Source organism: Vibrio sp. 16, assembly GCF_963681195.1.
Lineage (GTDB): Bacteria > Pseudomonadota > Gammaproteobacteria > Enterobacterales > Vibrionaceae > Vibrio > Vibrio sinaloensis_D.
Genome location: NZ_OY808998.1, coordinates 945,381 through 967,206, shown reverse-complemented (window position 1 = coordinate 967,206; position 21,826 = coordinate 945,381). Strand labels below are relative to the sequence as shown.

General features: G+C 46.1%; 19 protein-coding genes. 9 read left to right on the top strand and 10 right to left on the bottom strand.

Going from position 1 to position 21,826, the window contains the following annotated elements; all coding sequences use genetic code 11:
* The first annotated feature begins 4 nt into the window (after positions 1–4).
* Together U9J37_RS18655 and U9J37_RS18650 are read left to right on the top strand one after the other, a co-directional pair.
* The gene (locus U9J37_RS18655; protein WP_005469936.1) at positions 5–1,693 is read left to right on the top strand and encodes an ABC transporter ATP-binding protein; all 1,689 of its coding nucleotides are present in this window, start codon (positions 5–7) and stop codon (positions 1,691–1,693) included.
* Positions 1,690–2,529, top strand: a complete 840-nt coding sequence (locus tag U9J37_RS18650) for an energy-coupling factor transporter transmembrane component T family protein (RefSeq protein ID WP_005470016.1) — start codon at positions 1,690–1,692, stop codon at positions 2,527–2,529. The genes U9J37_RS18655 and U9J37_RS18650 overlap by 4 nt, the downstream gene beginning before the upstream one ends.
* A 34-nt stretch (positions 2,530–2,563) precedes the next feature.
* Here the strand turns inward: U9J37_RS18650 and U9J37_RS18645 are convergent, their stop codons facing one another.
* Entirely contained in the window at positions 2,564–2,914 is a 351-nt protein-coding gene (locus U9J37_RS18645; RefSeq protein WP_005470296.1) for a GlpM family protein, read from the bottom strand.
* A 6-nt stretch (positions 2,915–2,920) separates the two neighbouring features.
* Positions 2,921–3,277 carry a hypothetical protein gene (locus U9J37_RS18640; RefSeq protein WP_005470273.1) on the bottom strand — a complete coding sequence of 119 codons (357 nt, stop codon included), beginning with the start codon at positions 3,275–3,277 and terminating at the stop codon, positions 2,921–2,923.
* 304 nt (positions 3,278–3,581) lie between these two features.
* Between U9J37_RS18640 and U9J37_RS18635 the strand changes: the two genes are divergently transcribed.
* Entirely contained in the window at positions 3,582–5,015 is a 1,434-nt protein-coding gene (locus tag U9J37_RS18635) for a methyl-accepting chemotaxis protein (protein ID WP_043886602.1), read from the top strand.
* Between the two features lie 36 nt (positions 5,016–5,051).
* Here the strand turns inward: U9J37_RS18635 and U9J37_RS18630 are convergent, their stop codons facing one another.
* A complete protein-coding gene (locus tag U9J37_RS18630; protein ID WP_005470107.1) occupies positions 5,052–5,816 on the bottom strand; it encodes a ferredoxin--NADP reductase in 765 nt (254 codons plus the stop codon).
* A 207-nt stretch (positions 5,817–6,023) separates the two neighbouring features.
* Between U9J37_RS18630 and U9J37_RS18625 the strand changes: the two genes are divergently transcribed.
* The gene (locus U9J37_RS18625; RefSeq protein ID WP_005470207.1) at positions 6,024–6,728 is read left to right on the top strand and encodes a DUF445 domain-containing protein; all 705 of its coding nucleotides are present in this window, start codon (positions 6,024–6,026) and stop codon (positions 6,726–6,728) included.
* Positions 6,729–6,784: 56 nt separating this feature from the next.
* Here the strand turns inward: U9J37_RS18625 and U9J37_RS18620 are convergent, their stop codons facing one another.
* From U9J37_RS18620 to U9J37_RS18595, 6 genes are all read right to left on the bottom strand, one after another.
* On the bottom strand, positions 6,785–7,261 hold the full coding sequence (locus U9J37_RS18620; RefSeq protein WP_005470058.1) for an Lrp/AsnC family transcriptional regulator: 477 nt from the start codon (positions 7,259–7,261) through the stop codon (positions 6,785–6,787).
* 118 nt (positions 7,262–7,379) lie between these two features.
* Positions 7,380–7,610 carry a hypothetical protein gene (locus U9J37_RS18615; protein ID WP_038135274.1) on the bottom strand — a complete coding sequence of 77 codons (231 nt, stop codon included), beginning with the start codon at positions 7,608–7,610 and terminating at the stop codon, positions 7,380–7,382.
* 174 nt (positions 7,611–7,784) lie between these two features.
* Entirely contained in the window at positions 7,785–9,272 is a 1,488-nt protein-coding gene (gene putP, locus U9J37_RS18610) for a sodium/proline symporter PutP (protein WP_005470010.1), read from the bottom strand.
* A 90-nt stretch (positions 9,273–9,362) separates the two neighbouring features.
* Positions 9,363–10,061, bottom strand: a complete 699-nt coding sequence (locus tag U9J37_RS18605) for a 1-pyrroline-5-carboxylate dehydrogenase (protein WP_005469952.1) — start codon at positions 10,059–10,061, stop codon at positions 9,363–9,365.
* A gap of 20 nt (positions 10,062–10,081) precedes the next feature.
* The gene (gene putA, locus U9J37_RS18600) at positions 10,082–13,201 is read right to left on the bottom strand and encodes a bifunctional proline dehydrogenase/L-glutamate gamma-semialdehyde dehydrogenase PutA (RefSeq protein ID WP_005469916.1); all 3,120 of its coding nucleotides are present in this window, start codon (positions 13,199–13,201) and stop codon (positions 10,082–10,084) included.
* Between the two features lie 187 nt (positions 13,202–13,388).
* A complete protein-coding gene (locus U9J37_RS18595; protein WP_005470053.1) occupies positions 13,389–14,204 on the bottom strand; it encodes an AraC family transcriptional regulator in 816 nt (271 codons plus the stop codon).
* A 511-nt stretch (positions 14,205–14,715) separates the two neighbouring features.
* Between U9J37_RS18595 and U9J37_RS18590 the strand changes: the two genes are divergently transcribed.
* The 3 genes from U9J37_RS18590 (at position 14,716) to U9J37_RS18580 (ending at position 18,849) form a co-directional block, all read left to right on the top strand.
* On the top strand, positions 14,716–15,810 hold the full coding sequence (locus U9J37_RS18590; RefSeq protein WP_005470192.1) for a PEGA domain-containing protein: 1,095 nt from the start codon (positions 14,716–14,718) through the stop codon (positions 15,808–15,810).
* 147 nt (positions 15,811–15,957) lie between these two features.
* On the top strand, positions 15,958–17,784 hold the full coding sequence (locus U9J37_RS18585; RefSeq protein WP_038188193.1) for a formylglycine-generating enzyme family protein: 1,827 nt from the start codon (positions 15,958–15,960) through the stop codon (positions 17,782–17,784).
* Positions 17,785–18,138: 354 nt separating this feature from the next.
* On the top strand, positions 18,139–18,849 hold the full coding sequence (locus U9J37_RS18580) for a helix-turn-helix transcriptional regulator (RefSeq protein ID WP_038188190.1): 711 nt from the start codon (positions 18,139–18,141) through the stop codon (positions 18,847–18,849).
* Positions 18,850–18,868: 19 nt separating this feature from the next.
* Here the strand turns inward: U9J37_RS18580 and pdxH are convergent, their stop codons facing one another.
* Entirely contained in the window at positions 18,869–19,504 is a 636-nt protein-coding gene (gene pdxH, locus U9J37_RS18575) for a pyridoxamine 5'-phosphate oxidase (RefSeq protein ID WP_005469111.1), read from the bottom strand.
* A gap of 207 nt (positions 19,505–19,711) precedes the next feature.
* On the opposite strand from pdxH, the gene U9J37_RS18570 reads away from it, so the two are divergent.
* Both U9J37_RS18570 and U9J37_RS18565 read left to right on the top strand, forming a co-directional pair.
* Complete coding sequence (locus U9J37_RS18570) at positions 19,712–21,103, top strand: HlyD family type I secretion periplasmic adaptor subunit (protein ID WP_005469136.1); 1,392 nt, start codon at positions 19,712–19,714, stop codon at positions 21,101–21,103.
* Between the two features lie 59 nt (positions 21,104–21,162).
* Complete coding sequence (locus U9J37_RS18565) at positions 21,163–21,825, top strand: transglutaminase-like cysteine peptidase (protein ID WP_005469088.1); 663 nt, start codon at positions 21,163–21,165, stop codon at positions 21,823–21,825.
* Position 21,826 lies beyond the last annotated feature (1 nt).

The window sequence follows — 21,826 nt, the reverse complement described above, 5'->3', positions numbered from 1 at the left end:
ATCAATGACTATTGAATTTTCTGACTTCTCTTTTAGATATGAGTCGCTGGACAAACCGACGCTTAAACATATCAATCTAAGGATAGAGAAAGGAGAGAAAATCGTCATTATCGGTCCAAGTGGTAGCGGAAAATCTACCCTTGGCCAATGCCTAAATGGGCTCATCCCCCATGCCATCAAAGGGGAAATAACGGGGCAATTGACCTTACACGGTCAGCAATGTGCCAAGCTCCAATTGCACCAAATCACCGAACAGGTCGGTACCGTCCTGCAAGATACTGACAGCCAGTTTGTTGGATTAAGTGTCGGTGAAGATATTGCATTTGCACTCGAAAACCAGCAAGTTTCTAATGTTGATATGTATCCAATTGTCAAATCAACCGCCCAAATGGTTGAATTGGAAACGATGCTTGACCGCTCGCCGCAAGACCTCTCCGGAGGGCAAAAACAGCGAGTTTCGTTAGCGGGCATTTTGGTGGACGACGTCGACACACTGCTATTTGATGAGCCACTAGCAGCGCTCGATCCAAAGACAGGTCGAAAAACAATTGAAATCATCGACCAGCTTCATCAAGAATCCGGCAAGACCATCATTATTATCGAGCACAGACTGGAAGACGTACTGCATCGCCCCGTTGACCGAATCATTCTGATGGAACAAGGGGAAATCATTGCCGATCTCACGCCTGATGAGATGCTTGCTTCACCATTGCTAGCTGAGCATGGGATTCGTGAACCTCTTTACTTATCTGCGTTAAAAAGCGCGGGGTGCACCATACACGCAACAGATAAGCCCGCGAGTCTAACCCACTACCCCATAGACCAGTGCCAATCTCAGTTTCTGCAATGGCGCAGTAACGTCGTTTCAGAGAATAACAAGAGCGACAAACTACTTGAAATTTCAAACCTCACCTACTCGTACGATGGCGAACGAAACGCACTGGAAGAGGTTAGTTTTTCTATTCGACGCGGTGAATTTGTCTCTATTTTAGGGAAAAATGGCTCGGGTAAGTCGACCATCACCAAATTGATCATGGGCGTGATTGCACCGGATGACGGAACCATTACATTTAATGGTGAAGCGCTGCAAGAACTCTCTATCTTCGAGCGCAGCCAAAAAATTGGTGTTGTCATGCAAAACCCTAATCATATGATCTCTCACCATATGATTTTCGATGAGATCGCTTTTGGTCTGAGAAATAAGGGGCTAAGCGAAGAGATAATCAAAGAAAAAGTGCTCTCAATTCTCGAGCTCTGCGGCTTAAGTAAGTACCGTAACTGGCCAATAGAAGCACTCAGCTACGGCCAGAAGAAGCGGGTCACTATTGCATCCATTTTGGCGTTAGAGCCAGAGCTTCTGATTCTAGACGAGCCCACTGCCGGCCAAGATTATCGCAACTACACCGCGATGCTTAACTTTATCCACAAACTCAATAGAGAGCTCGGGATAACGGTGATCATTATCTCTCATGATATGCATCTCGTTTTGGAGTACACGCAGCGATCCATTGTGATTTGTGATAGCAAGATGATTGCTGACGCCCCGATGACGCAAGTGTTTAGCCAACCGGAGTTACTCGATAAAGCGAACTTGACCACCACGAGCTTGTACGATCTGGCGGACAAGTTAGGCATCGATGACAAGAATGGGTTTATGCAGCACTTCATACAACTTGAGAATCACGTCGCATGAAAACGTCTAAAATGAAATTTGGTATCAGCTATGTCGATACCAAATCCCCTCTGCATGCGCTTAATGGCATTACTAAATTTGCACTCTTTATCGCTTGGGTAACCGTTGTATTAACAACCTTTGATCTCCGGCTGATTGGCCTCATGATTTTGATTGGACTAGGGTTATTAAAAATGACTCGAGTGCCACTCACCGTGTATAAACCGTTATTAATCGGAACGGCGAGCGTGCTGTCGCTCAATGCACTGTTTATGTTTTTGCTTGCGCCAAATCAGGGCTCCGAATATCTGGGCAGCACCACGCCATTGGTGACACTGCCTGGCCATTACTCATTAACGCAAGAAACCTTGTTCTATCTGATCACGGTCACTCTGAAGTACTTTAGTATGTTCCCAATTGCGTTGGTGTTTGTGTTTACCACGCACCCAACCGAGTTTGCCGCTAGCCTTAATCGTATTGGCGTACCTTACAAAATCGCCTACGCAGTCAGCCTGACACTACGCTACCTGCCAGAAGTGAAAAACGACTTCGTCAACATCATGCATGCTCAGCAAGCTCGCGGGCTAGATATTTCGAAAAATACGCCTTTGTTTCAGCGCTTGCAAAACGTATCAAAAATTTTGGGGCCGTTAATTTTCTCGAGCTTAGACCGAGCAGAAGAGATTTCAAACGCCATGACGTTAAGGGGATTTGGCCGCCACAACAAACGGACTTGGTACAGCTACCGCCCACTCCAGAAGCAAGATATCGCTTGGTTACTCGTGATTGGGATAAGCGTTGTCGCAGCCATTGCGAAACGAATCACCGACACCGAACTTTTCTGGTATCCACTCTGATAAAAGGGCCTGACCGCAGTCAGGCCCTTTCACTTTATGCAGGAGCCATTACGGTTTTCGTCCACACGAGCATCAATGTTGCTGCCGCCACTAGCCATACGAGTGTCGCCCCACCTAATGTGGGAATTAGAGACCATCGGTAACTCAAGTAATATACGGCGATTAGATAGCTCGCGTAAGGCAACAACGAGTAGAGACCAAAAAGCGCGGTTAACCTCAGCTCTTCCATATTGCGCTCGGAGCCGACAATAAAATGGGCGATCAAGGCAAACGTTGGAAATAGAGGCACAAGACCTGCGATGTAAAAGTTCTTACTTTTTGACAGCAGCGCAATCAACACGACTGCACCAGCGCCAAGCAAACTTTTGAAAAATAAAGAGACCATGGCGTGTCATGCTAGGTTGTTGAACAGTTCATCATCCGACATGTATTTATGCTTACTGCCCAAATTACGTAGATGCATAAACATAAAATCAGGAAAGCCAGGGGCGAGTAAGTCATTTGGCTCCCAAACAATACCGCCGACGAACACGTATCGACCTTGCTTTTCTTCGCTGTGCAGGCTGTTGTTGATCTCTGTTGAGAACTCTGGACGAACCCCTTCGATAACGCAGACGATCTGCCCTTTTGCAACACCAACAACGCGCTTGACTAGGTTAGCCTTAAAACCGCACTTCCAAGCCTGCCGAGTCGCCATTTCGAAACCGTGTTTACGAACGTTCTTGTGAATATTGACCACCAGATTCATCTCAACGCACCACCTATCAACCCGTAATTAATTCCAGATTAGAGAGCAACAGCAGATAAGGCGAGTGAAATGTTCCCAGTAATTCTCACTCGGTGAAAATAATCTTGTATTCACCACGAATACGCCGACGTAACTAGAATCAAAAATCCAACAAATGTCACACTTATAAAACAACACAAATATCTCATTGCATTATTATTTGAATAATGTCGCATAAATCTGTCGAATTTATCGATAACTTTAATAACTTTAATGACTCATAAAAATTCGACTCCACTAGAGTCTGAATTGAGAGGAAAACACAATGAAAGAAGTCGATTTTAGGACCATAGATCGCCTGTTCATCAAGATGTCAATCAATGATAAGTTCTGGGTGATACTTGGCCTGTTTCTCGTAACCGTTTCATTCCTAGCGGGAGGACGGTACTTGGATACGATCAATCAAGCAGAAACAAGCGAGGTACTAGCTGCCCAAGTTCGGTTGGATACTCTCGTTTCGACGTTGGAACAGAACCAGCTTACGACGGTTTCCGATATTTCGCGTGCAACGTCGCGTCAAGAGTCGAGTATCAGCAATGGCGTCATTTCGGTTTATCAAACCAGTCGAGACGGCAATCACTATGTATTGACTAGCCAAGTCAGCAATGCAGTTGCAGAAACAAAAACGCAAGCCCTTACCACCTTTTTACTTAGCTATTTATGGACTTTGCCGTTTGCTCTTTTCTGTTACTGGGTATCTACCTTTATTGGCGGCGCACTATGGGTGCTGTTCACGACAACTCAACGTATCGGAGAAGGCGACTTAACCTCTCGCTTAGGCTTTCATCCAGGAAGGGATGAGTTCGGTACCATTGGCTGTGCACTCGACAAAGCTATGGACACACTCAGTGACTTAGTCAACAACGTCAACCAAAACACTCAAACGCTGACAGACACCTCTGCCTCTTTCGAACAAGATATGAAGCAAAGCGAACAACAAGTCCGTAGCCAATACGCTTCACTGGACTCGGTTGCTACCGCAATGGAAGAGATGACAGCGTCTGCAAGAGAAGTATCCAACATATCTCGCCAATCCACCGAACAGACCGAAAATGATTCGAAACACATTGAAGGTAGCCATAAACGCGTTCTGTCAGCCATCAAAGAGATTGATACGCTCTCTCAGTACATCGCTCAAACAGAGAACTCAGTAACGAGCCTAAATGACAACACGACACAAATTAATGAAGTCATCACGACGATCAACTCCATTTCTGAACAGACCAACCTACTCGCGTTGAATGCAGCCATTGAAGCCGCACGGGCAGGAGAACAAGGTCGTGGCTTTGCCGTTGTCGCGGATGAGGTAAGAACGCTCGCAAGCCGCACTCAATCTGCCACCGTTGAAATCCAGTCCATGATTGAGAAGCTCCAGTCTGAAAGCCAAAACATTGCGACGATCACGTCTAAAACTGTCTCTCAGGCGCAAACAAGCAGCGATTTGATCGCCGCGATTGGTGAAGATGTTCAATCCATCGCACAGTCGGCGCAGTCATTGACAGAAATGAGTATTCAAATCTCAACCTCAGCGGAAGAACAAAGCGCAGTCGCCAATGATATCGCCGCAGAGTTGACCGACATCCGAACTCAGTCGAATGCCTTACGCACTGTGGCAGAGCAATCGTCTCACGGGATAGAGAACTTAACTGCCACAGCCATATCACTTTCGCAAATATTGAAACAGTACCGCACACAATAAACGAAAATCCCTGTCATACATGACAGGGATTTTTTTTTACCAATAGCGCTCATAAATGATCTGCCCACCTGTGGCTCGCCGATGTTTCTCGAGGCCAAAACTTTTCAACACCTCGACAGACTCTTTAATCATATCTGGGTTGCCGCACAGCATCACAAAGCTCTCTTCTGCGCTAAGAATAACACCCGCTTCCTTTTGCAGTGTTTGGTTGGAGAGCAACTGCGGTATACGCCCATACAAAGCGCTGTCCAACTGTTCACGCGAAACAACGGGGACATACTGCAAGCGGCCATCATATTGCTCAATCAATGTTTCTATTAAGTAACGATAAACCAAATCTTTTTCTTGGCGGACGGCATGAACAAGCACAATGTGCTCGCAACCCGGTCTGACGTTAATATCATCTAGCAGCGAAAGAAAGGGACCGATACCCGTACCAGTAGCAAGCAGCCATAGGTTTTGAGTGTTTTTTGGAATCGAGCTTAGAGTCAAATCGCCATACGCTTTGTTACTTACGTAAATGGTGTCTCCTTCTCTCAGTTGCTGCAGTAAAGGGGATAAAGATCCTTCAGGATTTGCAACAATCAAAAACTCCATCATGTCACTGCTGTTTAAAGGCGCGTTAACAATCGAGTAAGGCCGTGCTACCAGTTGTTCGTCTTGGTTTAGTAGTGCCAACTTTACGTATTGACCCGCTTGAAATCGAACAGAAGCACCACCGAGTCGTAAACTGAACAACGAGCTTGTCCATTCAGTACGACGTTCAACATGGGCTTGAGAAAAACCATCGAGTGCTGCCATCACAGTTCCTCCAATTGGTTAACTATTTTTTAACTTACGCCCTGTCGTCTTAGTTGTAAAATCCCTTGTCTATCAAGTTATTGTGGATCACATTTATTTAACAAATAGGCAACGTTAAAGGAATTAACCTCAAACTGTGATATTTAGCGTTCTACTCGGTTTGAGATATACTGCGCTCCATAAATCCACTCCATAACTAGATGTTTAATGAATAAGAGCTTACTCACCAACATTATTGCGTTAGCCCTACTTGCTGGAGGCTATCAAACTGATAATCAAATCGCCTTTTATGCGGGCCTTTTTGCTTTCTCAGGTGCCATTACTAACTGGTTAGCCATTCACATGCTGTTCGAAAAAGTACCGGGATTATATGGTTCGGGTGTGATTCCTGCGCGCTTTGAAGAGTTTAAAGCGGCCATCAAAAACTTGATGATGGAGCAGTTCTTTACCCAAGAGAATATAGATAAGTTTCTGAACAAAGAAATGGCTGGCGGTAAGTCGTTAAATCTTGAGCCTGTCATTGAAAAGATTGACTTCAACCCAACCTTCGACTCCCTTGTGGATGTGATCGCCAACTCTCAATTTGGTGGCATGATTGCTATGTTTGGCGGCGCCGAAGCACTCCAACCTCTAAAGCAACCTTTTGTCGAGAAAATGCAAGAGGCCATCGTCGACATGAGCCAGAGCGAGACGATTAAAGAAGCGCTAAAGGAGCAGTTTGAGGCACCCGCTATGATGGAAGAAATTCGCGGTAACGTTGAAAACATCATCGACCAACGCCTAAATGAACTAACGCCAAAATTGGTCAAAGAAATGGTGCAAAAGATGATCAAAGAACATCTTGGCTGGTTAGTGGTTTGGGGAGGTGTATTCGGCGGTGCGATTGGTGTCGTGTCATCCTTCATCGCATAATACTCTACACAGAAAAACAAAGGGAGGCTGGTGCCTCCCTTTTCATTCTTAGTGAATCAAAGCTTACTGATCAAATCCGCATTCACACCAAAGCTGGTTTTGTGCTCTTCTATTACAACTTCACTGCGCGTTTGAATAACGCCAGGTAAAGTGCCAAGCTTTTTCGACATAAAGTATTGATACGCCTTCATGTCTTTGACTCGAACTTTAATCATGGTATCGAAATCTCCAGACAACGAGTAACACTCTTCGATTTCAGGAATGTCAGACACCACATCTGCAAACTTTTCAAAGATAGAAAAACTGGTTTGATCAAGGCGGATATGGATGAACACTTGCACGTCTAAACCGAGCTTTTCAGGATTTAACTCAGCGTGGTAGCCTTTAATATAGCCTTCTTTTTCGAGACGTTTTACGCGGTCGGAGCAAGGAGAAGTGGTTAAGTTAACTTGCTTAGCTAACTCGACAATAGGTAGCCTGCCTTTGAGGTTTAAGGTACGTAGAATTTCACGATCAATTCTATCTAGGTCCATGTAACACTCTTATTATTGGTTATTATTCTGACCAATAATAAGCGAATAGCCCTCTACACACCTAGAGACAAATAGAATCTAAGCGTGATTTTGGTGATTAGGTCACTCACCCCAAAGTTTAGGCGGCTTTTACACCAGAAAAACCATCTGAGCTCACCACATCTGCTTGCGTGTTGCATACTCGACAAAAGCACTGCTTCTCCATCTTCATGTAGTGCGCACCTTGGAATACGGTTGCAAAAAAACAAGCCAGACTTTTTACCATTGATTGATGCTCTTCCTCACAACGCTTCATGACAATTTTATGCGCTGTCATTTTGTTGCAGCAATGGCAGTAAACCTGTGGCATTGGAACTCTCCCTGTATCTGGTGTGGTTATTGATAGTGGACATAGTTGTAAGGCCTTGGTTCCCTTTGCTCAAACTTTAGTGTGCAATTTGTGAAGCATGTTCAATTCCTGACCAACAAATAAAAAAGCCCCTGAAACTTTTCCGTTTCAGGGGCTTTTAACAGAGCAGTACGATTAGTCTAATTCGACTAGCTGTTTCTCAAATTTTGCGTGCTGCGCTTTCACTGATTCTTCAGGTTCACCTGTCAGCAAGCTCACTACCACAATGGAAATCGTCGAGAAAATAATGCCCGGTACAATTTCGTAAACATCAAACCAACCGCCACTCAGCTGCTTCCATACTACGATAGTAATACCACCAACCAGAATACCCGCCAACGCACCATTGCGGTTCATGCGAGCCCAGTACAAGCTTAGAATTAACGCAGGGCCGAATGCCGCACCAAAGCCAGCCCATGCATAAGACACAAGGCCAAGAACTGAGCTATCTGGCGTCATTGCTAGCACAAGAGCAACAATAGAAATACCAATTACCGCAATACGGCCAACCATCACGATCTCTTCAGATGAAGCATTTTGCTTGAACACTTGCTTGTAGAAGTCTTCAGCAAGCGCAGACGAAGAAACCAATAGTTGTGAATCGGCTGTACTCATTACCGCCGCCAGAATTGCCGCCAGAAGAATGCCGGCAATCACAGGGTGGAACAGCGAGTTAACCAAAAGCATGAAGATCTTCTCACCATCATCAACCGTTACACCGGAGTTGTTCACGTAGATTAGACCAACAATACCAACAAGCATCGCACCAAGCATAGACAGCGCAGTCCAAATAACGGCAATACGACGAGCCGTAGTTAAATCTTTATTTGAGCGAGTGGCTTTGAAACGCGCTAGAATGTGTGGCTGACCAAAGTAACCAAGACCCCATGCAACAAGCGAAATGATCGCAATGGCAGAAAGTGGCTCACCTTTTGAGTCATTCCATAGTGTCAATAGCTCTGGGTTGATGTTTTCTAGCTGACCACCAAGATCGCTAAATCCACCTTCCATGGCCGCGATCGGTACGATCATTAATGCTGCCGCCATCAAAAGGCCTTGCACCAAGTCCGTCCAAGATACCGCAAGGAAGCCACCAAACAAGGTGTACGACACAACACACACGGTGCCAATCACAACCGCCGTCGTGTAATCCAAACCAAATACAGTTTCAAACAACTTACCACCAGCTACCAAGCCAGAACTTGTGTAGAAAAGGAAGAACAGAAGAATGAAGAAAGCAGAAATTACTTGAATCATCTTTGATTTGTCGTTGAAGCGGCGCGACAAGAACTCTGGCAAGGTCAACGCATCGGTTGTAATCGAGTACGTGCGCAGGCGCTTGGCATTAATCAACCAGTTGAGCCATGTACCTACGAGTAGACCACCCGCTAGCCAAAACGCTTCAATACCCGCTGCGTACGCATACCCCGGAAGCCCCAATAGCAGCCAACCACTCATGTCTGACGCCCCTGCGGAAAGCGCCGCAGGCCAAGGGCCAAGTGAGCGTCCACCCAAGAAATAATCCGATGAGTTTTTCGTTCGTTGATACGCAATAACGCCTATTGCCAGCATCAAAATTAGATACGCAATAAACGTGGTCGTAATAGCAAAGCTATTTTCCATGTGATTTGTCCTCTTTTAAACGATCGCCTTCCCTAAACGCCCCAACCTGTAATTATCAAAATAGTCGTTGGGGCTATACACGGAAAAGGATTAGTGAGTGTCGCTACCAAGTTCTAGCAAGGTCGCGTTACCACCCACCGCTGTTATATTTATTGTGCGTGTGCGCTCGGTAATGAAACGCAACGAGAGATGTGGATCATGGGCAACGGGAGTTGCATCGAGATCCGTTTCAGAAACTAAGCCAACGATGGCTCCTTCACGTTTCGCAAGTTGACGGTTGATACTACGTTCAACTTCAACATCACCTACATAACCGACACTACGTACGTCAGACTCCAGCAGCTGATGATAGGCATCTAAAGAAGCAAACTGTACTAGGTTGGTAGGTAAAGAAGACTGCGTGTAAGCAGCTTCAAGGTCTTTGCAAAGCTCGGCATCATCACTACAAAAAATGACACTGTTGCCCGCAATAAGCGCCGCGGTCATTTGCGCAACCGCTGCGTTTTTTGCTGGTTGCGTCGCATCACCTTGGATGATCAAAGCGACACCACGTCCAGCAGTGTACAACTCGTTGGTTTCCCCAGTCGGGCCAATAAGTTGATGAGTTTCGGCAAGCAAAGTAGACGCTTGCTCGATGTGGAAAGAGACCACAGCCCCAAGCAACGCTTGGTTTTGCTGCAGCGATTGCTTAAAAGCAAGTAGGCACTCACTTTTTGAATCAAAATCGGTCAGATTCCAGTTTTCCCAAGCAGAAAAAGCATCAGAAAAACGAGTGACTTGATGAACCATAATTATTCTCCTGCCTGAACTTAAGAAAAGGTTGCTTGCGTGAAACGGAACAAGTAATGCGGACCACCCGCTTTTGGCCCCGTTCCTGACAACCCTTGGCCGCCGAATGGTTGAACACCAACAACAGCGCCAACTTGGTCACGGTTGATGTAGCAGTTACCCACTCGGGCGTGCTTCTCAATCCAGCGATAAGTCGTCTCGTTACGGCTGTGGATACCCATCGTCAAGCCAAATCCAGTGTGATTGATTTGCTCGACAACTTGCGTCAGCTCACTCGCTTTAAAGCGAACGATGTGCAAGATAGGACCAAATTGCTCTTCTTTCAAGCAAGAGATATCACGGATTTCAAAGGCACTCGGCGCGACAAAATCGCCATGCTCATGCTCTTCTGAAAGCGCTAGCTGAGCGACTTTCTTTTCCGTTGCTAGCATCAGTTCGATGTGCTTAGTCAACTTCGCTTTGGCCGTTGCGTCGATCACAGGGCCCACATCTGTAGAGTGAAGGTAAGGCTTACCGACCGAAAGTTCCTGCATCGCACCTTGGATTAGGGCAATAATGCGATCCGCAATGTCCTCTTGAACATACAGAACACGAAGAGCACTACAACGTTGACCTGCCGATGCAAACGCAGAGCGAATTACATCACGGACTACCTGCTCAGGCAGCGCCGTACTGTCGACGATCATCGCGTTCTGACCGCCAGTTTCAGCAATAAACGGAACTGGCGCCGCATCACGCTGGGCTAACGTTTGGTTAATGCGCTGAGCGGTTGCCGTTGAGCCAGTAAACGCCACACCAGCTATCGCAGGGTGAGAAGTAAGTGCAGAGCCAATTTCAGCACCGCGGCCCGTCAATAGCTGAACAGTGACCGCAGGGAATCCGGCTTCATGCATTAGCGCCACAGCGCGAGCGGCAATCAGACTCGTTTGTTCCGCAGGCTTGGCAACGACAGTATTACCCGCGACTAACGCGGCCGTCACTTGGCCAAGGAAAATAGCCAGAGGGAAGTTCCAAGGGCTGATGCAGACAAACACACCGCGTCCTTGACGTGAAACTTGGCGAGTTTCACCATCAAAGCCTGTAATAGATAATGCCGCCAACGCGTCGACCTGTTTCGCGTAGTAGCGACAGAAATCCACCGCCTCACGAACTTCGTCGATGCTGTCATGGATGGTTTTTCCTGCTTCCTGATGACAAAGTGCCACCAACTCCGCGAGATGTTCCTCAAGCAAATCCGCCAGCTTATCTAATTTTTCACCACGCTGTTGCGGCGACGTCGTTTGCCAAGCTTCAAATGCAGCTTGTGCTCCTTCAATCGCTTCGGAAACATGATCAAGGTTTGCAAAGGCAACCTGACCAACTTCAATTCGGCGATCGTAAGGTGCTTTGACAAGCTCTACATTGATGTTTTCCTTGATCATGCTTTCGGCATAATCGTGACCATTGATGACAGGAGCCGCCTGCCATTGCTTATCTAGGAAGCGCTCGACTTCCGCTTCAAACGGTTTCGCTTCACTCTCAATATCAACGTTGACGCCAATTGAGTTCTTGCGCTCAGGGAAAACTGCAGGGGGCAGTGGAATTTGCGTATTGTTCAGGGTATCGAATGCTTTTAGCATATCCACAGGGTGTTGCGTTAACGACTCGACAGGACATCTTGCATCCACAAGACGATGAACAAAGGAGCTGTTGGCACCGTTTTCTAGCAGTCGGCGAACCAAGTAAGGCAGTAAATCTTTGTGGCTGCCCACAGGTGCATAGATACGAACTGACTGCTGATAAGCTTCCATCGCATGGTTGTAGAGCGAATCGCCCATACCGTGTAAACGTTGGAACTCAAAATCTTTGTGTTTAGCCATAACCGCGATAGACGTTACTGTCTGAGCGTTGTGGCTAGCAAATTGTGGGAAAATATTGCCACGTACATTGTCGCTTAAAAGAAACTTAGCACAGGCTAAATACGCCACGTCGGTCGCTTCTTTACGCGTGTATACCGGATAGTTTGCGTAACCGGCTTGCTGTGACCATTTGATCTCACTATCCCAGTAGGCACCTTTCACTAGACGAAGTGGAATTTGATCGCCCTGCTCTTTCGCCAGTCCGTTTAACCAGACTAACACCGGTAATGCACGTTTTGAGTACGCTTGAACCACCAAGCCAAACTTACCCCAGCCTTTGACCAGTTCGCTGCGATACACTTTCTCGAACAGTTTAAGAGATAACTCCAAACGATCCGCTTCTTCTGCGTCAATCGTGATTGCGACATCTAGCTCAACCGCTCGGCTAAGGAGTTGTTGTAACGTATCGTACAACTCAGTGAGAACACGCTCTTCATTCGCGACTTCATAACGCGGGTGCAGCGCAGAGAGCTTAATTGATACCGAAGGCGCAGGGCTTGTTTCAAGGCCGTACTTGTCGCGACCAACGGCTTCGATGGCCATTAAGTAGTCTTTGAAGTACTTATTCGCATCAGCGGTCGTCAATGCCGCTTCACCGAGCATGTCGTATGAGTAGGTAAAACCTCGGTCGCGATTCGAACGTCCATTTTTCTGCGCTTCTGCAATGCTGCGACCAAGAACAAACTGATGTCCCATCACTTTCATGGCTTGATGCATAGCTTTGCGAATCACGGGCTCAGACATTTTGTTGACTAGGCGATTAACCGCACTTACCGGGCTTTGAGCTTCCCCCTCAGAAAGACCAACCACTTTACCGGTTAGCATCAAACCCCAAGTCGAGGCATTCACAAAGACCGAATCTGAATTCTTCAGGTGAGATTTCCAGTCCGCCACTGTCAGCTTGTCGCGAATCAACGCATCCGCCGTAGCCGCATCCGGAATACGCATTAAGGCTTCTGCCAGACACATCAACAAAATGCCTTCCTGAGTATCAAGGCTGTATTCAAGCAGCAGTGCGTCGATCATTTGAATCGACTTTTTATCAGCACGAATCGCTTCAATCAACTCAGTGGTTTTTTGGGTAATTTGCGCTTTCTCAGCGTCAGTTGGCATCGCCAAAGGCAACAGTTGTTCTAGCCATTGTGATTCGTCCACCATATAAAGTGGCGAGATCAGTGACCAAAGCTTCTCAAGCGGCTGCTCGACAAACTCAGTGTTCAACACATCAGTTGCTGTAAACATGCGTTTTCCTCAATCTCACACCTGACAATCGATCAGGTTTCCTACAATGGCATGCAGTGTATTTTGAGCGTGAGAGGAATACTTGTCAAAAACTCCGAGCTTTTTGCTAAAAACTCTGTTTTTTAACAAAACAAAAACAGAATCACACCAAATTAAGCAATATTATATTCGGTTTGTGCTTGCAGTTTTAACCAATTCTTTTCTTATAGGCTGAAGGTGAAATGCCTTGAAGACGAGAAAAAGTGTGCGTGAAGGTACTTTGTCCCGAGAACCCCGTAAGCTCTGCCACTTGCCCAAGTGATAGGTTACCTTGCGCAATAAGCTGTTTCGCCATATCAATGCGTTTGCTTAACACATACTGATGTGGCGTAATCCCCATTTGTTCTTTGAACAGATTGTGAAACTGACTTTCACCGAGGAAGACACTGCCCGCTAACTGAGCGACGCTGATTTTCTGGCTCAAATGCTGCTCGATGTAGCGGTCAATCGCATCGAGATCAAAACGGGACTCTTTTCGCAACGTTTCAAATGAAGACATGTGGCGATGCAGCAATGCAATTACCGTGTCATTGCAAGCACGGCTTAGCAGCAGATCCTCAGGACTGGACTGCATCTCTAGCACCAGCATCTGGATGAGCTTTTGAATCTGACCATCGAGTTGAAAGTAAGTGTCACGATCATTGAGTTCATTGAGCTTTTGAAGCATTAATGGGTCGTCATCACTCGCTATAGGCATATTGAGAACCAAGATATCGGATTGACCGACAACCCCGCCAAATGCATGCCCTGATCCGGAAGTCACCACGCAGCCTTGACCGGGGCCAACATAGTTACCCTGCCCATTGACTTCAAATTCCGCTTGTCCCTTTAGCCCTATCACAATCTGCGTGTAGCTATGGTCATGACACTCCATGTAAGAAGGGAGAGTCACCAATTCTGCCGGTTTAGGTGACAACTTATTGGCAGCATCGAGCGTGATGAGGGGTTTAGGAGGTAGATGCATAGAACACCACACAAATAGGACGGTCAGTAAGCAAATGGTATAACAAAATCGCGAAGATTCGAAATCCCTATCATCGAATACCAAATCAGGCGCATAAAGCCTTGCCGTTCTTTTCTTTGCAAATCGATGGCTTAGAAGAGAAATCAACAAAATTTTCCTCACGGGAAGAATGATCAAGTGCACATAATTTACGGTCAATGTGCCTTCTATCCATTAACTGATTTCCAGATTCGAATTTGCCACTTGAATATTTCTTTAATACTCACAGAATGGTTCGACGACTTTCCTGATTTTCTAGAAACTTGTGTTAGAATCGCAGGCTGAGTTTAGCCAAGAGTGCTAAAAAGGACGAATCGATATCTCTGAAAGGCAAACGTGCAAAGGAGTGTCAATTGTTTGTCTTAAACATCTATCTGTCCGCTGGCTGTGGTTGTCTATTCAACATTCACACCCCATAAAGCAGACTGAGTTTTGAGATTAGTGTATTAAACATTATATGTTGCAGGGACTTATGAACAAACGTCGCCTCCCAGCGCTTCTACTAGCGCTAACCCCTTTTTGGGTTTCGACTTCAACATTTGCGGAAGAATCTGCCCCGTCAGACCCTGTTGCCGCAATAGAAATCAAGATAAAGCAAAAAGAATCTGAACTTGATTCCGTGACCAATGAAGTCAGTGCGGAAACAGAACAGTTAAGACAGCTACAAAGTGAAAAAAATCGCTTGAAGCGTGCAGAGCAAGAGCTGATCGTGAAACGAGACCGCGCAAAAGCCGCTCTGGATACGCAATATACCCGATTGCTTGAAGACCCAGGTTTGGACTTAGCGTCGTACCAAAATGAGTACCGCCAATCATGGGCTGCGGTAAAAGAGACCCAGCAAGCACAGCTTGAGAATAGACAAGCGATCGTCGAGAGCGAAATGCGCGTAGCTTCTATCAATCAAAAACACGCCCGTTTGAAATCTGAATTTTCATACTTGAAAGAGCAAAAGGTAGACGCGCGTGTCAAACGTTTAGATCGTGAACTGCGTGACAGCAGTGTGCTTGAGACAAGTTACACAACAACCTGTTCGGCGACCATGACGTTGGGTGAGTGTTCAAACCAAGGTCAATACCTTACTAAGCAAAAAGCCGTAAAGATTTTCAAATCACAGCTGCTTGATGGTGTTACTGAGTCCCACACAGCGAAAGAAAACGCTAAAGATGTTCAGCTCAATGTCATCGTGCAAGAGTCTCAAGTGATCCGTTCAAGCTTTGAAGGCACGAATCAGTACTTTACCCAAATCCAAGCTCAGCTGCGCGCTCGCCCGGACAAGAGCACAGCGTGTAAGCTACTTAACGTCTCTACTCGATACTGCCTTAAAAACGCTAAGAAAAAGGATAAGAAAATCGACAAGAGTTGGGTAAACGTGACTGTTCGCTCTGACCAATACGACGATTCTGTGACCATCAACGGCATCAGTTACGGCAGCACACCAGTTGAAGTCGTCCTACCAAAAGGTCAGCACCAAGTGACTGTATCGAAGAACGGTTTCCAATCCTACAATCGGATCATTACCATCAACTCGAACGATACTGTGTGGGTGAAACTGCGTCCTAACGGATAATATTGAGTAAAAGACCAACACAATTCACAAAGATGAGTAAAAACGCCACTTTGATTCTCAGTTATCTAATGATAATTTGAGACCAAAGTGGCGTTTTCGTTTAGAATGAGCCAATTAACTTAATTTTTTGGATGTAGAAGAAAGACAATGCGATTCGGTTTCTCGACCCTTTTGCTAGCATTATCTCCGACCTTGATGGCGTCGTATGCTCAAGCACAAGAAACGCCAACATCATTGATGGAAATCGATGACCAGATTTTTACTAAACATTCGGAGTTAGTGACTTTTGAGCAGTTCAGGGATGGACAACAAGAGCTCGTTAATCAGCAACAGAGTGAAATAAAGCGCCTCAAGGCTGAAGCTGCGACTCTATCGGCAAAATTCGAGGATGCAAAAGTTAAACTCAAGCGCGACTACGAGCGCATGATTAATGATCCCAACATCGATATTGCCGCTTCTCAAGCCGCCTACCAAAATGCGTGGCAAAGTGTTAAAGACAATCAAGATCAAACGCTATCAGCGCAGCATCGTCTTACTGAGCTCGAAGCGGATCTTGTCACTAAGCAAGCAGAAATCAAAACCATCAAGCGTTTGATTGAAAACCTTGAAACCGCCAAATATCGCGCTCGTGCAGAACGCTTGGCGCAAGAGCTAAACCAACATAAAAAGATTTCCGTCAGTTTCACCAACCGCTGTGCTGACTCGATGACATTTGCTCAATGTGAAAGCCAAACCAAAGAACTGGCGCTGCAAAAAGCCGTCAAAGAGTTTCGCTTGTCACTATTAGAGAAACTTTCTGAGACCAATGTTGTAAAAGCTAACCTGCACAAAGCGTCTATCAACATCCACGTTCTCGATCATCAAACGCTTGAAAGCGGCTTCCAAGATGGAATGCGTTACAGGAGCTTGATGGACGTCGAAATGGAGTCTCGTCCAGATAAAAGTACCGCTTGCCGCCTACTTGATCTTGATAAGCAATACTGCCTATCTAAAGGGCAAAGCAATGGCAATAACGCGGCAGTACAACAGGAAGTGGCGTGGGTGAACGTGTCAGTTCGCTCAAACTTGTACGATGATAACGTCTTGATTGATGGTGTATCCTACGGTTCAACCCCCGTAGAGGTCATGCTACCTATTGGCGAACATACAATTTTAGTTGAGAAAGAAGGTTACTACCCATTCAGCAAAAGTGTTGAAGTGGGCTCTGATTTCGCAATTCGTGCTGAGCTAAAAGAGAGAACCAATCAACCGAGATCGGGAGACAAGTTTGCCGACTCTCTCGCCAATGACACCAAAGCTCCAGAGATGATTACCGTATTGAAAGGCCAATACCTTGTCGGTCAAAATGCAGCAGAGCGCGTTAACCTTGATCATGCTTTCGGTATCGGTGCAACGCCTGTTACTGTTAATCAGTTTAAGTTTTTTGTCGAACAAACCAACTATAAAACGGATGCGGAGCTGAAAAACACCTGTACTGCATTGATTGATGGCGAGGTAACGCCACTGTCAAAAAGCAGTTGGAAAAATCCTGGCTTTAAACAGTACCCGAACTCACCGGTGGTATGTGTTAGCCAGAATGACGCGAAATCCTATGCCAAGTGGCTAAGTAAACAGACGGGAGCCAAATATCGTCTGCCAACGGCACAAGAGTGGGAAATTGCAGCTCGAGCCGGAAGCCAAACCAAATACTGGTGGGGCAACACATTCGAAACCGGTAAGGCAAACACCGGCTGGAGTGGAACTCCTTGGTCTAATGTGAGTACTGCACCAGTCAGTGCATTCGCGCCAAACAAACTGGGTATGTACGATGCAGTGGGCAACGTATGGCAATGGACCAACGGCTCAAGTGGTATAGCCAAAGGTGGTGCATGGAACTTCTCACCTGAAATGGCCGCCGCCGATCAGCAGTTGATTCTTTCAACATTTACCGCATCTAACTACCTCGGCTTCCGAGTTGTGCGTGAATTAAACTAACGCACTTTACTCAAACACGAGTAAGGGGGGGATTTCCCCCCTTACTCGTGTTTGAGTAAAGGGGGGGATTTCCCCCCTTTTTTGTTCCCGCGTACTAAGTAAAATGTCTATAGAGTCAATCTAATGCCAAATCTGTGCTAGCGAAATATTCCGCCAATTACAGAAACGGTTTTTAGGTCGCTCGGTATCTATTGATACGTCTATTCCAGCTAATATTGGTAATAGAACCTCTTCTACACGTCGACAAGAGTCATCTTGTGTTTGCCAGTCACTCTGTGTCTGGCATTTTTTATTCCTTAGCAACAGGGCCTTAAGCTAGAATCTCAGGGTTGCTCTATGAGGTGCATATAAGAAGTGAGTCCGCATTTAGTCTCCTTATTTAATCAGTTACCCGGATACTGGGGATGCAAAGACCAGAACTCCGTGTTTGTTTACGCAAATCTTGCCTACGCTCAACTTGTCGGTTTGGAAAGTCCTGATCAGTGTATCGGTCTAAGCGATCATGAGATCCCCAGTCCAACATCACGCTGTGCGGAAGATTTTCGTAGCCAAGACATCTATGTAATGGAACATCGCACCAGTCTAAAGGTGCTCGATATCCATCCTTATCCGGATGGGCGGTGGCGAGCTCATATTTTTATCAAAACGCCTTGGTACAACGAACTGGGTGAAGTGCAAGGGTCGATATTTTATGGGCAAGATTTGTCAGACACGGCAATTTTGGAGGTCGGGCACTGGATATGTCGTGCAACGGGATTATCAGACGACTCAATGCTGTCGTTAAAGAGCCCGCAAACAGAGCTGCCTCTTAAACTTTCTCCTCGAGAATCAGAAGCACTGTTCTTGCTACTGTACGGGAAAAAGCCAAACTACATTGCAAAAGTGATGAACATTTCGATCAAAACGTTGGAAAGTCATGTCGCGCGGTTAAGAGCAAAGTTTGGCGCGCATACCAAAGCGCAATTAATCGACCTTGCCTTAGAAAGAGGGTTCGGCTCTCAAATACCGCATACTTTGTTGAGAAAACAGATTTCGGTGGCGCTCAATACAGAATACGCCGCATAAGCGGCGTATTTTCAATGCACTAAGGTGCTAAACGGTCAATGTGCCAAGTCTCAGCTTCTTTCGAGAAGAGGAATCGATCATGCAAGCGGTGTTCGCCTCCTTGCCAAAACTCTATCGACGTCGGTTTTATACGGAAACCACCCCAGAAACTCGGTACAGGAATCTCGCCTTTTTCAAATTTCTGCTTGAGCTCTAGAAACTTACCCTCAAGCACACCGCGTGCAGAGATACGGCTGCTTTGTTTACTGGCAATTGCCGCCAACTGGCTATCTTTTGGTCGCGACGAGAAGTATTTCATGTTTTCTACCACGGATAGCTTCTCGGCAACGCCTGTGATGTGAACCTGACGCTCCATTGGGTGCCATGGGAAATGAAGACTGACTTTCGCATTTACCTCTATTTGAGAAGCCTTACGACTGCCTAGGTTGGTGTAAAAGACAAACCCCTGCTCATCAACGTGTTTGAGCAAGACGATGCGCTGGAACGGTTGTCCAGATTCATCCACGGTTGCCACTGTCATGGCCGTCGGGTCAGTCAGCTTGGCCTCAATGGCTTGTTTTAACCATAAATCAAACTGCTGAACAGGATCGGCGAGCAGATCTTTTCTTCTAAGACCGCCTTTGGTGTATTCGCGGCGAATATCTTCAAGTTCCATCTTATCTCCTGACGAAATTTTTTGCCTGATTGTGAGCTCTAATTTAGGAGAACTCAAGCATGAAGCTCGATACAAACACTACACTTAATCATGCAATGTAAGAAAGAGAAATTGCATACTGAAAGGCGATTATGACAGCAAATTCTTAACATTTGCATCAGACAGTAATAAAATCAATAAAATAACCTAATTTTACAAGGATCACCAATGAGTAAGAGCGGTTACAATAAGCTTACTCCTGACGAGCTAGAGTATGTCGACGACAAAACAGCGGCACTGCTATTGAATACGCCTAACAGCGCTCGAATCATGCTTTGGATTATGGTGCTCTTTTTCGTACTTGCCGGTGTATGGGCATCTTGGGCTCAAATCGACAAAGTCACCGTTGGACAAGGCAAGGTCGTTCCCTCTTCACAAATCCAAGTGGTTCAAAACCTTGAGGGGGGGCTGATCAAAAACATCTTGGTCCAAGAGGGGCAAAAAGTCGAAAAAGGACAACAACTGCTGCTTATTGACGACACGCGTTTCCGCTCAGATTTCCGTGAGCGAGAGCAGCAAGTCGCCAACTTAACGGCCAGCGTTATGCAACTTTCTGCGTCGATTACCAGTGTGGCGATCAACGAAGACTTCGACAACAACACCTGGCAAAACAACGTCCTAATTAACTTCAACAAACTCGCTTTCCCACCACAACTATCTGAAACCAAGCCTGAACTCGTGGCACGTCAGCGTGCAGAGTATCGACAAGATCTCGACAAGTTGAGAAATCAGATCTCTGTTGTCGATCAGCAGGTGAAGCAGAAACAGCAAGACCTGATCGAGATCCAAGCACGCGTCCGTAACCTAAGAGACAGCTACAATTTCGCCAAAAAGGAGCTCGATATTACCAAGCCCCTAGCCGATGAAGGGGTTGTACCAAAAATTGAGCTGCTCAAGCTGCAAAGGCAAGTTAATGATACCCGACGTGAACTCACATCCAGTGAACTCAAAGTTCCTGTGCTAAGATCGGCCATTCGTGAAGCCATGCTTAGCCGTATCGATATCGCGCAAAAGTTCCGTTCAGAGCAACAAGAAAAGCTCAACCAAGCTCAAGATAAACTCTCTGCGATGACAGAGTCCGCTGTAGGGTTGGAAGATAGAGTCAACAGAACCATCGTTACCTCTCCAGTTACGGGCACGGTAAAAACTCTCTACATCAATACCGTTGGTGGGGTCATTCAACCGGGTATGGACATTGTCGAAATCGTACCGAGTGAAGATACCCTGCTCGTTGAGGCAAAGATTGCACCTCAAGATATCGCCTTCTTACGCCCCGAACTGCCCACTATTGTTAAGTTCAGCGCCTACGATTTCACCAAATATGGTGGTCTAGAGGGGACACTTGAACACATCAGTGCCGATACCACTACCGATGAAGAAGGCAACAGTTTCTACTTAGTACGAGTAAGAACCAAAGAGACAAGCCTAAACAAAGATGAAACTTTGCCAATTATTCCAGGCATGACCGCATCTGTAGATATCATCACTGGTAAACGCACGGTCATGGAGTATCTGCTAAAGCCAATCCTTGGTGCCAAAAACAATGCTTTGAAGGAGTGATGCATTATTCTATGTTCATGCCAATACAGATGCCCAAATCAAACGACAATAGTGCTTAAATGAAATATCTCTATTTAGCACTCCTGCTTTTGATTGCCTCAACTACATCGTTTGCTCTTAATACCCAAGAGCAACGTTGGGTTGAGGCTGTGCGCAACACGTATGGTGATCGCGCCGCTCGCCGAGTAGAAACATGGCGTAAAGAAATGGCAGCTTACCGCTCTCTCTCTGAACGACAGCAGCTTACCGAGGTAAATCGCTTTTTCAATCAGCTCAACTTTGTCAACGATGACCGCTTGTGGGGCAAAAACGACTACTGGGCAACGCCTCTCGAATTTCTTGGCAGTAACGCCGGCGATTGTGAAGATTTTACCATTGCGAAGTACTTCTCCTTACTCGAGTTAGGAGTCTCAGACAAGAAACTCCGTTTAGTGTACGTTAAAGCCATAGAGTTAAATCAGTTTCATATGGTTCTCGCTTATTACTCCAAGCCAAGCGCAGAACCGATTCTACTCGACAACATTGATCCAAAAATTAAGCGGGCGTCGAAGCGACGTGACCTGCTACCGATATACAGTTTTAACGGTAAAAACCTGTGGTTAATGAAGTCGAAACAAGGACAGTTAGCAGGGAAATCATCCAGATTGAGTTTATGGAATGATCTCCGTGCTCGCGAGAAATCGCTAAAACTAAACAAACCCATAGTCAATTATGATGAGTAGG